Source organism: Mesorhizobium sp. B1-1-6 (genome assembly GCF_006443035.1).
In the GTDB taxonomy this organism is placed as follows: domain Bacteria; phylum Pseudomonadota; class Alphaproteobacteria; order Rhizobiales; family Rhizobiaceae; genus Mesorhizobium.
Genome location: NZ_VFWR01000002.1, coordinates 325700 through 341050, shown reverse-complemented (window position 1 = coordinate 341050; position 15351 = coordinate 325700). Strand labels below are relative to the sequence as shown.

The following is a 15351-nucleotide window of genomic DNA, read 5'->3' as shown; positions in this document are numbered from 1 at the left end:
ACCTTTAGTTTGACGGCTTGCGCTGGCGCAGCTGCCATTGGGCAAGCACCACGAGCAGGACGGAGGCGACGAGCACGATCGTCGCGATGGCATTGATCTCCGGCGTCACCCCGCGCCGGATCGATGCGAAGACATAGATCGGCAGCGTCGTCTGCGCGCCGGCGACGAAGAAAGCGATGATGAAATCGTCGAAGGAGAAGGTGAAGGCGAGCAGGAAACCGGCGACGACGGCCGGCATGATCTGCGGCAGGACGATCGAGCGGAACGTCGTCAGCGGGGTGGCATAGAGATCGCTCGAGGCCTCGACCAGATTGCGGTCGAGGCTGCCGAGGCGCGTGCCAACGATCATTGTCACCAGCGCCATCGAAAACAGGCCGTGCGCGGCGATGATCGAACCATAGCCGAGCGACAGGCGCGGCGGCTGATCGTCCGGCCAGATCGAGGCGAGGAACGGATTGACGACGGCGAACAGCTGGACGAGTGCGACCAGTGTCGAAATGCCGATGACGACGCCGGGAACGACGATTGCGGCTCCAAGCAAGGCGTCGAAGACGGCGCGGGTCCGCACCCCGACGCGTGCCAGGCCGAGCGCGGCCGCGGTGCCGAACACCGCCGCCAGCAAGGCGCTGGTGGTGGCGATGAACAGGCTGTTCTTCAGCGCCTCGACCAGGAATGGGTTCGCCAGCGCCTTGCCGTACCATTGCACCGAAAAACCGGTGAACTCGCTGGCATGATGGCCGGCGTTGAAGGAGAACAGCACGACCAACGCGATCGGCAGATAGAGGAAGGCGAAGACGGCTACGACGAAGACGCGCATCAGATCAGATCCACCCGGCGGGCGCCCGAGACGCGGGTCGAGATGCGGTTGGCGGCAATCAGCACTACAACCGAAACCAGCACCAGCGTGATTGCGATGGCCGATCCGAACGGCCAGTTGCGCGACTGCAGGAACAGGTCGACCAGCGCATTGCCGATGAAGAACACCTTGCCCCCGCCAAGCAGCGTCGGGATCAGGTATTCGCCGAGCAGCAGGATCATCACCAGCGAGAAGCCGGTCATCACGCCGGGCAGCGACAGTTTCAAGGTCACGCCCAAGAAAGTGGAGAGCGGCGTCGCGCCGAGATCGGCGGAGGCCTCCAGCAGGCGGCGATCGAGCCGCTCGAGGCTGACATAGATCGGCAGGATCATCAGCGGCAGATAGCCGTAGACGATGCCGAGCAGGACGGCGCCCGGCGTGTTGATCAGCCTGACGTCCTCGATGCCGGCAAGCGCGAGCAGCGCCGGGATGCCGCGTCCACCCAAAATGTACATCCAGGCATAGGTACGCATCAAAAGGCTGGTCCAGAACGGTATGACGACCAGCGCGAGCAGGATCAACCGCCAGCCCTGCGGCGCCCGCAGGGCGAGGTAATAGGCGACGGGATAGGCCACGAGCAGACAGGCGAGCGCGCCCACCGGAGCCAGCACCATCGTGTTCCAGAACGCGGTCGCCCGCGCCGGAAGATTGGCATATTGCGCCAGCGTGAAGGCCGCCCGATAGCCGCCCTCCGGCGCCCGCTCGCCGACGCTGAAGACGGCGATGGCCATGAACGGCAGCACCAGGAACACGACGAGCCACGCGGCCGCCGGCCCGAGCAGCATGGCCGTCAGCAGATTTTTGCGAATGCCGCGCATCGAAGGATTGCCCCGGTGCCGGCGGGTCTGGGCCCGCCGGTCAAGTTGTCTCGAATGGGATTTGTTGCCCGCCTGGCTCAAGCCGACTTGAAGCGCGCCATCAGCTCGGCGCGGCCCGGATCGGTCAGCGTTGCAGCAGCGCCGAATTCCAGCGGCGTCAACAGGTCGGCCGCCGGATAGAGGATCGGATTGTCCAGCACCTCCTTCGGCAGCAGCTTGTTGACGCGGGCGTCGGTGGAAGGCGCGCCGTTGGCGAGGTGCTCCTTGACCGCGACCTGCGGGTTCATCAGATAGTTGAGCAGGGCGTAGCCGGCCGGCTTGTTCGGCGCGTCCTTCGGGATGGCGTAGAAGTCGGTCCAGATCTCGCCGCCTTCCTTGCCCAGCACATAGGCGATCTCCGGAATGTCGCGATGGAGCTGCGCACCGTCATTGGTCCAGCACATCGTCATCCAGGCATCGCCCGCGCGCATGCCCGGCTGGTAGTCGGAAGACACCGCGAACAGATGCGGCTTGACCTTGAGCAGCAATTCCTCGGCCTTGGCGAGTTCGTCCTGCTTCAGCGAGTTGAAGGAGTAGCCGTAATATTTCAGCGCATTGCCGATGGTGGTCAGCTGATAGTCGTGCACCATAGTGCGGCCGTCGCCCTCGGTCATGGCGGTGTCCCAGAATTCCTTCCAGCTCGTCATCGGCTTGGTCAGCTTCTTGGTGTTGACGGCAAATCCTGTCGTGCCCCAATTCTTCGGCACGGCGTAGATCGTGCCGTCGATCGTGCCTTCCGAGGTGAAGCGCGGGTCTTCCTGCGTGCCGTCGAAATTCGGCAGCTTAGCCATGTCCAACGGCTCGATGATGCCGAGCTTCTTGTAGGTCGAGATGGTGTAATTGGTCGGCACGAACAGGCTCCAGCCCGACGCCCCGGCCTGCAATTTGGCCAGCATCTCCTCATTCGAGCCGAACACGTTGACCTCGACGGCCACGCCTGTGTCCTTCTTGAAATTCTCGAAGGTCTGCGGGTCGTGATAGTTGGGCCAGGTGGCAATCGACATGCGGTCGCCGAGGTTCTCGGCGGCAAAGGCCGGCGTCGGCATGATGCCGATCTCGCGCGCCATCACCGCCGTCGCGATGCCGAGGCCGGTGAGGCCAAGGAAGTCGCGGCGGCCGATCGAGCCGCGCTTGAGGCGCATTAGCTGGTCGACGAAATTCTCGGGGCTTATCGGCAGTCCGTCACGATATGATTTCGACATGTTTTTCTACCCTCTGGTTGGTCCCGTTGTTCTTTGGATCCGCGAACGCCAACGGCGTTCCGGCGGCAAAGCCGATGGCGACGGGTTCACCCGGCTTGAAGAGATTGCCCTGGCCGATCATGTGGTCGGCCTTGGCCAGCAGCGTTCCGATGCCCTGGACCTCGACTGCGTATTCCGCCGTGGAGCCCAGAAAGATCCGGTTGCGGACGATGCCCTTGAGCGGGCCGCTAGTCGGGCCACCGAGACTGAGCGATTCAGGACGCAGGCTGACCGAAACGGTTTCGCCCTGCCGCAAATCCACCCGCTTGCGCGCCGCGATGACGGTGCCATCGGCCAGCTTCACATCCACCAGATCGCCCGAATGCCCTGCGACGGCGCCGCTCAAGAGATTGGTCTTGCCGACGAAATCGGCGACGAACAGGTCGGCCGGTTCGTCATAAATCTCGCTCGGCTGCCCAAGCTGAACGATGCGGCCGCCATTCATGACGCAGACGAAATCGCTCATCGACAGCGCTTCCTCCTGGTCGTGGGTGACCAGCACGAAGGTGATGCCGATCTCGCGTTGCAGGTTCTGCAATTCGATCTGCATGTCGGTGCGCAGCTTCTTGTCGAGCGCCGCCAGCGGCTCGTCGAGCAGCAGCACCGCCGGTTTGTTGACCAGCGCGCGGGCGAGAGCGACACGCTGCTGCTGGCCGCCGGACAGTTCGTGGACCTTGCGGCCGCCATAACCGGCGAGTCGCACCATTTCCAGCGCTTTGCCTGCCCGCAGGCCGATCTCGCGCGACGACAGCCGCGGTCGTGCCTGGCGCAACCCGTAGGCGACATTGTCGTTCACGTCCAGATGCGGGAACAGTGCATATTGCTGGAACACCATGTTGACAGGCCGCCTGTAGGGCGGCGTGTCGGCCATGTCCTGGCCGCGGATGAGCACCTTGCCCTCGCTCGGCTGTTCGAAGCCGCCGATCATGCGCAGGCAGGTCGTCTTGCCGCAGCCGGATGGTCCGAGCAGGGCGACGAAGGCGGAGGGCGGCACGGCCAGATCGATGCCGCTGACCGCGGTCACCGCGCCATAGCGCTTGGTGACGCCGCGAAACTCGATGTCGGGCACTGCGGTCAAGGCTGCGGGCTCCAGCGACAGGACGATGCGATTTCGGGACGCTACCAGAGCCAATGGCAACTAGTATATACCTCGCAGGTGGTATATCTGACCTATTTTCTTGTTTAAGGGGGTATTGGATGTCCCGCAGCGACGACTACAGCCAGCTCGCCGCGCTGGTCGCGGCGACGCGGGAGACGAGCGGCGACGTCTTCGGCAGGGCGATGGTCGCTTGGCTGCGGCAGCATGTCGACTTCGATCATTGCGTGATCTTCGGCTACCGCGGCGCTGCCCGTCCGCCGTTGCTGTTCGAGACCTTCTCGTCGGCCGAGAGCCATGTCTTCGTCGCGCTCTATCAGGAAGGCCCATACCTGCTCGACCCGTTCCATCACGCGGCGGTCGAACGCAAGGAAGGGTTCTGGCGCATGCGCGAGCTGGCGCCCGACCGCTTCTACGCCAGCGAATATTTTCGCTCCTACTACAGCCAGACCAGGCTGGCCGAGGAGGTCGGCTTCTTCGTACCGCTGCCGGGCAAGGATGCGCTGGTGCTGTCGCTGATGCGGTTGCGCGCTTCAGGTCCGTTCGGGACCGCCGACGCCAGACTGCTGCGCGACATGGCGCCGGCGGTGGTCGCCTTCGCCCGATTGCGCTGGCCCGCCCTTCCCGCCGACGAGCCGGCCGAGGCCGGGCAAGACGATGCATTGGCGGCGGTCAACGAGTTCGATCGCGCCCATATCTGGAAGAGCCTGTCCCTGACGCCGCGCGAAAAGCATGTCGTCGATCTAGTGCTGCAAGGGCATTCCACCGAATCAATCGCCCGGGCCATGCGCATCGTGCCGGGGACGGTGAAGGTCCATCGCCGCAACATCTATCGCAAGCTCAAGATCAAGTCGCAGGCCGGTCTCTTCGCTCGCTTCGTCGAAATCATCGACGCGCGGATAAGATAAGTCCAACGGCCTTCGACCACCTTTCTATCAGGGTCTTGCGCCAGCCTCCCAGGAGCCGGTCTCGGCCATCCGTTTCAGCAGCCGCGCCGGCTTGAAAACATCCTTGCCTGTCCGCTGATGCCAATATTCCAGCCGCTCGACGATCCTGGTTGCGCCTTCCAGACCGGCCCAGAACATCGGACCGCCCTTGCCGATGGGAAAGCCATAGCCGTTGACCCAGATGACATCGATGTCGGAGGCGCGGGCGGCTATCTCTTCTTCGAGGATTTTCGCCCCTTCGTTGATCAGTGGATAGTGCGTGCGCTCGATGATTTCTTCCGCGCTGATTTCGCGCGGCGCGATGCCCTTCTCGGCTGCCTTATCGCGGATCAACGTCTCGACCTGCGGGTCCGGGACCGGCATACGTGACCCGTTCTCGTAGAGATAGAACCCACGGCCGGTTTTCTGGCCGAAACGCCCCTGTTCGCACAACATGTCGGCGATCACGGCCGTCTGGCCTCGCGCCTTGCGGTTGCGCCAGCCAATGTCGAGGCCGGCGAGATCGCCCATCTGGAACGGCCCCATCGGCCAGCCGAAATCGGTGAAGGCGTTATCGATCTGGCTGGGCGTCGCGCCTTCCAGCAGCAAGGCTTCCGATTCGGAGCCGCGCGCGGCCAGCATGCGGTTGCCGACGAACCCATGGCAGACGCCGACGACGACGGCCACCTTGCCGATCTTGCGCGCCATGTCGACAACTGTCGCCAGCGCGTCCGGCGCGGTCTTGTCGGCCCGCACGATTTCCAGCAGCTTCATGACATTGGCCGGCGAGAAGAAGTGCAGGCCGAGCACGTCCTGCGGGCGCGAGATCGAGGCGGCGATTTCGTCGATATCGAGATAAGAGGTGTTGGTGGCAAGGATGGCGCCCGGCTTGGCCATGGCATCGAGCTTGCCGAACACCTCTTTCTTGACCGCCATGTCCTCGAACACCGCCTCGATGATCAGGTCGCAATCGGCGAGGTCGGAATAGTCGGTGGAGCCCTTGAATTGAGCGAGGCGTTGGCGCTTGGCGTCTTCGGTCAAGGAGCCACGCGAGACCGAGACGGCATAGTTCTTGTCGATCATGCCGAGCCCGCGCTGCAAGGCTTCCTCGCTGGTCTCCAATAAGGTGACTGGAAAACCGCCATTGACGAAGGCCATGGCGATGCCGCCGCCCATCGTGCCGGCGCCGACGACGCCGACGCGGGCGATCCTGCGCCGGACAAGATCCTTGCCCGGGACCTTTGCCGCTTCACGCTCGGCGAAGAACAGATGCCGCTGCGCCCGCGACTGATCGCTGGCGACCAGCTTCATGAACAGCGCGCGTTCGGCAGCCAGAGCTTCCTCGAACGACATCGTGACGGTATTGCGCACCGCTTGCGCGCAAGCGATCGGCGCGTCGAGGCCGCGCGCTTTCCTGGCGAGATCCGCCGCCTCGGCATCGAAAGCGGCCAGCTCGGTTTTCTTGATCTCGTCATCGCGATCGCGCACCGGCGTGAACGGCCCGCCCTTGCGAGCGATCTCCCTGGCGAAGTTCACGGCATGCGTGATCACGTTACTCTCGAACACAGCATCGACCAGTCCGGCTTCATGCGCCTCATCAGCACCGACCAGCGCACCGGAAACGATCATCCTGAGCGCTTTGATCGCGCCGACGAGGCGCGGCAGCCGCACCGTGCCGCCGCCGCCCGGCAGCAGTCCAAGCTTCACCTCGGGCAGGCCGAGCCTGGCGTCGGCATCGGCAACGCGGAAGTGACAGCCGAGCGCCAGCTCCAGCCCGCCGCCCAGCGCGGTGCCGTGGATGGCGGCGACCGTAGGTTTGGCGATGGTTTCCAGCGTCCCAACGATGGCACGCAGCTCGGGCTGCTGCACGGGCTTGCCGAATTCGGTGATGTCGGCGCCGGCGACGAAGGTCCGGCCCGCGCATGCGACGACGATGACCGCGACGGATGCGTCGTCACGCAAGGCAGCCAGCGCGTGCATCAGTGGTTCGCGGACATGAAAGCTCAGCGCGTTGACCGGCGGGTTGTCGATGGTGACGATGGCGACGTCGCTGTCCCTGGCGACGCTGACAAAATTGGACAAGTTGACCCTCCCGACACCGGCTGCGATCCGGAGGGTTTACTAGGCTGCGCCGCGAATGGGAACCGCGTGCCGCACTGGCACAGGACTTGTCAGGACAGGCTGTAAGACGGCACGCTGGCGAGTTGCGGTTGAAGAGAAGCGAATATCACCGCACCGCCTTCTCCCCGCCTGCCGCCGTGATGACGCCGACGATGATCAGCCCGGTCAAAAGCAGGCGCACGCCGGCGCTGAAGCCGAATGTGTTGAGCATGGTCAAAAGCAGCACCAGGAACAGCGCCGCGCCCCAGACGCCGGGGACATTGGCCTTGCCGCCGGCCACCGAGGTGCCGCCGATGACCACCACGGCGATCGAAGCCAGCAAATACTCGTTGCCGATATCGACATTGGCGCCGCGGAAATAACCGGCGAGCAGCGCGCCGTCGATGCCGCCGAGCGCGCCCGACAGCGTGTAGGTGAGGAAACGGACGCGGCCGACATTGACGCCGGCGAGCCAGGCGGCGCGGATGTTCTGGCCTATCGCCAGCACCGAGCGGCCATAGATCATGCGCTGCAAGGCGATGGCCGCACCGATGGTAAACAGCACGGTGAGAACCGCCAGCACCGGAATGCCGAGAACCTGCCGGTTGGCGAAATCGGCAAAGCCCGGCGGCGGCTTGATCTGCAATCCGCGCCCATAGCTGATGTCGACCGACTGGATGATGAAGCTCGCCGACAAAGTGGCGATGATCGGCGGTATTCGCAGCGCCCAGATCAGCAGATAGTTGACGGCACCGATCGCGGCACCACAGGCAAGCGCGGCCAGCAGCCCGACCACGATCATGGCATCGCTGCCGCCCATCACCTTCATGGCCACCGCGCTGGCGAGCCCGATATTGGCCGGCAGCGACAGGTCGACATTGCCCGGCCCAAGCGTGATGACGAACATCTGGCCGACGCCGACGATGACGGTGAACACGGCCAGCGACAGCGCGGCGGTGACCATGCCGCCGGCGCCATAGCCGCCGGTGAAAGCGATGGTCGCCAGCCACACCACAAGCGCGCCGACGAACGACCAGATCCAGGGTTTGGCAGCCAGCGATCTAACCAGCGTCATCGCTCACCTCTCCTTGCGGCTGATCAGCACCCGCGCCGCCAGCACGATGATCAGGATGGCGCCATTGGCCGCCACCTGCCAGTCGGGCGGGATGTGCATGAAGGTGAGCAGCGGCGATGCCGCCAGCGCCAAGGTCAGCGCGCCGATTACCGCGCCGATCGGCGACACGCGTCCGCCGACGAATTCGCCGCCGCCGAGGATGACGCCGGCGATCGAAAGCAGCGTGTAGCCATTGCCGATATTGGCATCGGCCGAAGTGGTGATGCCGATCAGCGCCATGCCGGACAGCACGCCGAACAGACCCGTCAGCGCGAACAACACGACCTTGGTCTTGAGCAGCGACCAGCCGGCACGTTTGAGCGCAGCCGGGTTGCCGCCCGAGCCGCGCAGGATCACGCCATAGGAGGTGCGCATCAGGCCGAAATGGACGATGAGGCCAATCAGCAGCGCGGCGATGATCGGGAAGGGCACAAAGGGCGGCTTGAACGCCATGATCGCCAGCAGCCAGTCCGGCGCCTTGCCGCCGGGCTTGGGCAGCACCAGGATGGCCAGCCCCTGCCAGACGAAACTCATGCCCAGCGTCACCACGATCGATGGCAAATTGCGCAGATGGATCAGCGCGCCGAGCAGCGCATAGATGCCGATCGATCCGAGCAGGACGAGAACCCCAATGAGCGGTGCGTCCTTCAACCAGGTCGCGGTGACGCAGCCGACGAAACCGACAAAGGTGCCGATCGACAGGTCGAGCTCGTTGCCCGATATGACGAACATCTGCGCGATCGTCGCCAGCGCGATCGGGATCGCCAGGTTGAGCATCAGGCCGAAGCCGAAATAGCTGATGGCGCGCGGATTGAGCCAGGCGATGGCGAGCAGCACCAGCACCAGCGACAGCGCCGGCAGCAGCCCACGCAGTAGGCGGGCGCGTGCCGCTCCGCTCCCAAAGGTCTTCGAACCGTTTTGAACAGAGACGGCCGTCATCTCAGGCCGCGTCGCCGAAGGAGGACTGGATGATCTTTTCTTCCGTCAGCTCGTCGCGCGTCAGATTGGCGACGATGCGGCCGTTCTTGAAGACATAGACATGGTCGCAATTGTCGAGTTCTTCCGTTTCCGTGGTGTACCAGAGGAAGGTGCGGCCTTTGCCGGCCTCCTCGCGCACGAGATCGTAGACCTCGAGCTTGGTGCCGATGTCGACGCCGCGCATCGGGTCGTCCATCAGCACGATCCCGGCGTCGGAGCCGAGAGCCCGGGCGAACAAAGCCTTCTGCTGGTTGCCGCCCGACAGCGAAAAGATGTTGTTGTTCATATCCGGCGTGCGGATGCCGATCTTCTTTTGCCAGAACCCGGCCAGTTCGGCCTCGCGCCGCGGCGAGATCAGCAGCCCGTTGCGCAGCCGAGCCAGCGAGCGGATGCCGATATTTTCAGCGATCGACCACTGCGGAAAGATGCCGTCCGCCTGGCGGTCGCCGGCCACAAGCGCCACCGGTGCGGTGACCTCGACGCCGGCCCTGGCGCGCGATGCCGCGGCGAAGATCGCCAGCAGCAGGTCGGTCTGGCCATGGCCGGCCAGGCCGGCAAGTCCGATGATCTCGCCGGCGCGGGCCACCAGCTCCTTGCCGTCCTGCTGCCGCGCCGGCCGGGCGCGCACGCGCAACGGGCCGGCCTCGGCTTTCCGGATTTCGGTGGCGGTCCTCCGATGTCCTTCGGCGCCGCCCATGGTGGCGACCAGCCTATCGCGGTCGAAAGCGTTCGCCGCGTCGGCGCCGACAACCTTGCCGTCGCGCATCACGACGATGCGATCGGCGTTCTGCAGCACTTCGCCCAGCACATGCGAGATGAGAATGCAGCTGCCGCCCGACGCGACGAAGCGGCGCACGAAGGCAAGCAGCTGACCCGCCGTGTGCGCGTCGAGCGAGGACGTCGGCTCGTCGAGGATAACCAGGTGCAGCGGCTCGCGGGTCAGCGTGAACGCGCGCGCCACCTCCACCATCTGTCGCCGTCCAATGGAAAGGTCACCGGCGATGTCGGCCGCCGAGATGCCATGGTCGGGAAAGATTTCGTCCAGCTTGGCCGTGATCAGCTCGGCCGCCTTGCGCCGCCAGCCGAAGCCGGTGAGCGAGGCGTGGTTGATGCGCGTGTTCTCGGCGACGCTGAGATTGGGGCACAGCGACAATTCCTGGAACACGCAGCGTATGCCGAGCTGCTGTGCCCGCGACACCGAGTAGTTCTCCTCGGCCTCACCATGCACGCCGATCGTTCCGCTGTCGGGTGTCAGCGTGCCCGCCACCATGTGCATGAGCGTCGATTTGCCGGCGCCGTTGTGGCCGACGAGGCCGACGCACTCGCCGGGCCCGACAGTGAAGTCGACGCCGCCAAGCGCGCGAACGGCGCCGAAGTGTTTTTCGGCGCCGCTCAGTCTGATGATGTCCGCGTTCCCTTCAGGCATGCTCAACGATATCCGGTCGGCGATGTGCACGGCAACGCGTGTGCGACATTCACTTGATATTGGCTTTGATGGCCGCGATGGCATCTTCCTGTGTGTATTCGTGCGTGGCGACACCGCCCTCCTTGATCTTCGGCAGAGCGGCCTCGAAATCGTCCTGAGTGAAGGCGAGATACGGCACCAGCAGGTCGTGCGGAATGTCCTTGCGGCCATCGAGCACTTGCTGCGCCACCCAGAAGGCGAGCGTCGAGACACCGGGCGCGATCGAGGCCGACCAGGTCTGGTAGCCGTCCTTTTCCTTCTGTTCCTTCCACCATTTCAGCTCGTCCTGGCGGTTGCCCATGATGATGGTCGGGCGCGGCTTGCCGGCGGCGGCGAAGGCTTGCGCGGCGCCATAGCCGTCACCGCCCTGGTCGACGATGCCGACGATTTCGGGCAGCGAGGGCAGGATGGTCGCCACCGCCTTCTGCGCCGTCGTCTGGTCCCAGTCGCCGGTCACCGAGCCGACGATCTTGAACTCGGGATGGGCGGCCACGCCTTCGAGGATGCCGGCATGGATGGCGTCGTCGATCGAGGTGCCGGCGAGGCCACGGATCTCGAGCAGGTTGCCGCCCTTGGGCTGGAACTTGGCCATATGCTCGACTTCCTGCTTGCCCATGTCCTTATAGTCGACGACGACGCGGTAGGCGCAGGGTTCGGTGACGATGCCGTCGAAGGAAACGACCACGATGCCGGCGTCGCAGGCCTGCTTGATGGCACCGTTCAGCGCGTCGGGCGAGGCGGCGTTGATGACGATGGCGTCATAGCCCTGTAGAATCAGGTTTTGCACCTGGGCTGCCTGGGTCGGCACTTCCTTGTCGGCCGTCGTGAAGACATCGGCGGCCCCGACCACCTTGTCGGCCACCGCCTTCTTGGTGACGGCGTTGTAGCTGTCGAGCATCGCCTGCCGCCACGAATTGCCGGCGTAATTGTTGGAGAAAGCGATCTTCTTGCCGCTGGTGTCGGCAAACGCCGTACCGGCTGCGAGCACCGCTGCAAGGGTGCCCAGGACGAACAGTTTCTTCATGTCATACTCCTCCCGAGTTGCTGGTCTTGATGGCTGCTGGTGACTATCGCGCTTGCGTACCTGTTTTTTATCTATTGTCAGACAAAAGTGCAGAAGGCCGGCGAGCTGTCAACTGCAATCCATAAGATGCCGCTGATCACATTGCGGTGCGACGATTGAAAAGGCTTCGGTGGATGGGCTAGGCATGCGGGCAGGAGGCCGCAGACGCATGGCAGTGACGCCGATCGTTCCCCCGGGGGCTCCGGGAATTCCGGCGCGCTGGACGTCAAGCGCCAAAAGCGGCGTCGGCGCGGCGCTTTCGCCGTCGAGCCGCGTCTGGTTCACGCTCAGCCATGGCATCCTGAACGAGATCTACTATCCCGGTGTCGACAGTGCCTGCACCCGCGACCTCGGCCTGATTGTCACCGGCCCGAACGGATATTTCTCGGAAGAAAAACGTGATGCCGCGCATGGCATCGAACCGTTCGAAGAAGGCGTGCCAGCCTACAGGCTGGTCAACACCGCTGATGACGGCGCCTACCGGATCGAGAAGCGTATCCTGGCCGACCCTGCACGACCCACCTTGCTGCAGGAGATCACCTTCACGCCGCTCAAGGGCGCGCCGGGCGACTACCGCGTCCACGCCTTGCTGGCGCCGCATCTGGTCAATGCCGGCATGGGCAACACCGCCTGGGTCGGCGACCATGAGGGAGAGCCTGTGCTGTTCGCCTCGGGCCGCGGCACTTGCCTTGCGCTGGCCTCATCGCTGCCCTGGCGGAACGGCTCGGCCGGATATGTCGGCGTCTCCGACGGCTGGCAGCAACTGCGCAACACCGGTCGGCTCGATCCAGCCTTTCAGCAAGCCGAGGACGGCAATGTAGCGCTGACCGGCGAAATCGGGTTTTCCGCCAACAGCACCAAAACGGTACTGGCGCTGGGCTTCGGGGCGACGTCCGAAGAGGCCGCTCGAAATGCCTTCGCCAGCCTCAGGCAGGGTTTCGCTGCGGCGGCGACTTCCTACGCCGAACAATGGCGCGAATGGCAGGCTGGCCTGCTGCGGCTGGACCGCCGTGGCGCGTCCGGAGTGAACAGCTACAGGATCTCCACCGCCGTCCTGGCGACGCACCGGTCATCGCTCATGCCGGGCGCGGCGGTCGCCAGCCTGTCTATCCCATGGGGCTTCGACAAGGGCGACGACGATCTCGGCGGCTACCATCTGGTCTGGCCGCGCGATCTGGTCGAGACGGCGGGCGGCTTTCTCGCCGCCGGCGATGCCGCTTCGGCCCTGCAAACCCTCGACTATCTCTGCTCCATCCAGCAGCCGGATGGCCACTGGCCGCAGAACGCCTGGCTCGATGGGACAGCTTATTGGCCGGGCATCCAGATGGACGAATGCGCCTTTCCGCTGCTGCTGGCGGATGCGCTGCGGCGCCAGGGCCATTTGCCGCGCGCCAGGCTTTTGGCCTTCCTGCCAATGATCGAGCGCGCCGCAGCCTATGTCGTGCGCAATGGACCCGTCACCGGCGAGGACCGTTGGGAGGAGGATTCCGGTTACAGCCCGTTCACGCTCGCCGTTGAGATCGCGGCGCTGCTTGCCGCCGCGGATATGCTGGAGGCCTGCGGCAAGCAGGACGCAGCAAGCTATCTGCGCGAGACCGCCGACGGCTGGAACGACCAGGTCGAGCGCTGGACCTATGTCACCGGCACGGCAAGCTGCGAGGCGACCGGCGTCGCGGGTTACTATGTCCGCATCGCACCGCCCGACAGCGCCGAGGCCGGTTCGCCGAAGGACGGCTATGTGCCGATCAAAAACCGCCCGCCTGGCGATGCCGACCGGCCGGCGCAGGAAATCGTCAGCCCGGACGCATTTGCCCTGGTGCGCTTTGGCCTCAGGGCAGCCGACGATCCGCGCATCGTCGACACGGTCAAGGTCATCGACGCGCAGCTGCGCCGGCAACTGCCGCAGGGGCCGCTCTGGTATCGCTACACCGGCGACGGCTATGGCGAGCACGAGGACGGCGCGCCATTCGACGGCACCGGCCAGGGCCGCCCCTGGCCGTTGCTCGCCGGCGAACGGGCCCATTACGAGCTGGCGGCCGGACGCAAGGACAAGGCGACCTCGCTGCTGGCGGCAATGGAGGGCTCGTCCGGACCGGGCGGCCTGTTGCCGGAGCAGATCTGGGACGGCGCCGACCTCCCCGAGCGCGAACTGCTGCATGGCAAGCCCTCGGGCAGCGCCATGCCGCTGGTCTGGGCGCATTCCGAACATATCAAGCTGCTGCGCTCGCTGCGCGACGGCGCGGTGTTCGACATGCCGCCGCAAGGCGTCGAACGCTATATCGACAATAGGACCGTCTCGCCGTTCCGGACATGGCGCTTCAACAACAAGATCCGTTCCATGCCGGCCGGCAAGACAATGCGCGTCGAGCTTTTGGCGAAGGCAACCGTTCATTGGAGCGTCGACAATTGGGCGACCGTGCATGACAGCGCGACCAGCGAGAATGCCTTCGGCGTCCATGTTGCTGATCTGCCGGTCGCCGGCCTGCCCGAGGGGAGCACGCTGATCTTCACTTTTTTCTGGCCCGGCAGCGGCGATTGGGAGAATGTCGACTTCTCCGTCATCATTGGTGAACAGGACAGACTGTAGATCCTTCCCGGCAGATCCTCTTCAAGACACAAGGATGAGACCATGCAGATCGGAATGATGGGACTGGGCCGAATGGGCGCCAACATGGTCCGGCGCCTGATGCGTGACGGCCACGAATGCGTCGTCTACGACATCAACCCGGCAAGCGTCGCGGCCCTGGTCGGCGACGGCGCCTCGGGGGCTGCATCGATGGCGGAATTCGTCGGCAAGCTCGCCAAGCCGCGCTGCGTGTGGCTGATGCTGCCTGCGGCCATCACCGGCAAGATCGTCGATCAGGTGGCGGCGCTGATGGAACCCGGCGACATCATCATCGACGGCGGCAATTCCTACTATCACGACGACGTCGACCGGGCCGCCAAGCTCGCCGCCAAGGGCCTCAACTATGTCGATGTCGGCACCAGCGGCGGCATCTGGGGCCTGGATCGCGGCTACTGCCTGATGATCGGCGGGCCCGATGACGCGGTCCGGCATCTCGATTCGGTCTTCGCCACGCTGGCGCCCGGCGCGGATGCCGGTGCGCCCGCTCCCGACAAGACGGCCGGCACGGCGCCCTTCGGCTATCTGCATTGTGGCCCGAGTGGCGCCGGCCACTTCGTCAAGATGGTCCATAACGGCATCGAGTACGGCGTCATGGCCGCCTATGCCGAAGGCATGAATATTCTCAAGGCCGGCAATGCCGGCAAGGTCAAGCGCGAGGCCGATGCCGAGACCAGCCCGTTGCAGAACCCCGAATACTACCAGTTCGACATCGACCTTGCCGAGGTGGCCGAGGTCTGGCGGCATGGCAGCGTCATCGGCTCGTGGCTGCTTGATCTCACCGCCGGCGCGTTGAAGAGCGATCCCGGCCTGACCCAGTTTGGCGGACGGGTGTCCGATTCCGGCGAAGGCCGCTGGACCCTGAAAGCGGCCATCGACACCGGCGTGCCTGCGCCGGTGCTGTCCTCGGCCCTGTTCGACCGCTTCTCCTCGCAAGGCGAATCCGAATTCGCCGACAAGCTCTTGTCGGCCATGCGCTATGCATTCGGCGGCCATGTCGAAAAACCGAAGGCCGGCAAGTGACGGCGGCAG

The 15351-nt window shown here is 64.8% G+C and carries 12 protein-coding genes; 3 read left to right on the top strand and 9 right to left on the bottom strand.

Annotated features, from left to right (window positions below; all coding sequences use genetic code 11):
* Positions 1 to 4 precede the first annotated feature (4 nt).
* The 4 genes from FJ979_RS05300 to FJ979_RS05285 form a co-directional block, all read right to left on the bottom strand.
* Positions 5 to 817: an ABC transporter permease gene (locus FJ979_RS05300; RefSeq protein ID WP_140580184.1), complete on the bottom strand. Its 813-nt coding sequence runs from the start codon at positions 815 to 817 to the stop codon at positions 5 to 7.
* Entirely contained in the window at positions 817 to 1674 is an 858-nt protein-coding gene (locus FJ979_RS05295) for an ABC transporter permease (RefSeq protein WP_140580183.1), read from the bottom strand. Before FJ979_RS05295 ends, FJ979_RS05300 begins: the two co-directional genes overlap by 1 nt.
* A 77-nt stretch (positions 1675 to 1751) precedes the next feature.
* Entirely contained in the window at positions 1752 to 2915 is a 1164-nt protein-coding gene (locus FJ979_RS05290; protein WP_140492580.1) for a spermidine/putrescine ABC transporter substrate-binding protein, read from the bottom strand.
* Positions 2896 to 4032, bottom strand: coding sequence for an ABC transporter ATP-binding protein (locus FJ979_RS05285; protein WP_140513973.1), 1137 nt, complete (start codon positions 4030 to 4032; stop codon positions 2896 to 2898). The genes FJ979_RS05290 and FJ979_RS05285 overlap by 20 nt, the downstream gene beginning before the upstream one ends.
* A 119-nt stretch (positions 4033 to 4151) precedes the next feature.
* On the opposite strand from FJ979_RS05285, the gene FJ979_RS05280 reads away from it, so the two are divergent.
* The gene (locus tag FJ979_RS05280; protein WP_140513972.1) at positions 4152 to 4958 is read left to right on the top strand and encodes a LuxR C-terminal-related transcriptional regulator; all 807 of its coding nucleotides are present in this window, start codon (positions 4152 to 4154) and stop codon (positions 4956 to 4958) included.
* Between the two features lie 27 nt (positions 4959 to 4985).
* On the opposite strand, the gene FJ979_RS05275 is transcribed toward FJ979_RS05280, so the two are convergent.
* The 5 genes from FJ979_RS05275 to FJ979_RS05255 all read right to left on the bottom strand — a co-directional run bounded on the left by FJ979_RS05275 (position 4986) and on the right by FJ979_RS05255 (position 11657).
* Complete coding sequence (locus FJ979_RS05275) at positions 4986 to 7058, bottom strand: 3-hydroxyacyl-CoA dehydrogenase NAD-binding domain-containing protein (RefSeq protein ID WP_140580182.1); 2073 nt, start codon at positions 7056 to 7058, stop codon at positions 4986 to 4988.
* 145 nt (positions 7059 to 7203) lie between these two features.
* Positions 7204 to 8151: an ABC transporter permease gene (locus FJ979_RS05270; protein ID WP_140580181.1), complete on the bottom strand. Its 948-nt coding sequence runs from the start codon at positions 8149 to 8151 to the stop codon at positions 7204 to 7206.
* 3 nt (positions 8152 to 8154) lie between these two features.
* Positions 8155 to 9129: an ABC transporter permease gene (locus FJ979_RS05265; RefSeq protein WP_140580180.1), complete on the bottom strand. Its 975-nt coding sequence runs from the start codon at positions 9127 to 9129 to the stop codon at positions 8155 to 8157.
* A 1-nt stretch (position 9130) separates the two neighbouring features.
* Positions 9131 to 10594, bottom strand: coding sequence for a sugar ABC transporter ATP-binding protein (locus FJ979_RS05260; protein WP_140580179.1), 1464 nt, complete (start codon positions 10592 to 10594; stop codon positions 9131 to 9133).
* Positions 10595 to 10643: 49 nt separating this feature from the next.
* Complete coding sequence (locus tag FJ979_RS05255) at positions 10644 to 11657, bottom strand: ABC transporter substrate-binding protein (protein ID WP_140492600.1); 1014 nt, start codon at positions 11655 to 11657, stop codon at positions 10644 to 10646.
* 208 nt (positions 11658 to 11865) lie between these two features.
* Between FJ979_RS05255 and FJ979_RS05250 the strand changes: the two genes are divergently transcribed.
* Both FJ979_RS05250 and gnd read left to right on the top strand, forming a co-directional pair.
* Complete coding sequence (locus tag FJ979_RS05250) at positions 11866 to 14283, top strand: glucan 1,4-alpha-glucosidase (RefSeq protein WP_140580178.1); 2418 nt, start codon at positions 11866 to 11868, stop codon at positions 14281 to 14283.
* A gap of 42 nt (positions 14284 to 14325) precedes the next feature.
* Positions 14326 to 15342, top strand: coding sequence for a phosphogluconate dehydrogenase (NAD(+)-dependent, decarboxylating) (gnd, locus tag FJ979_RS05245; RefSeq protein ID WP_140580177.1), 1017 nt, complete (start codon positions 14326 to 14328; stop codon positions 15340 to 15342).
* Positions 15343 to 15351: the final 9 nt, after the last annotated feature.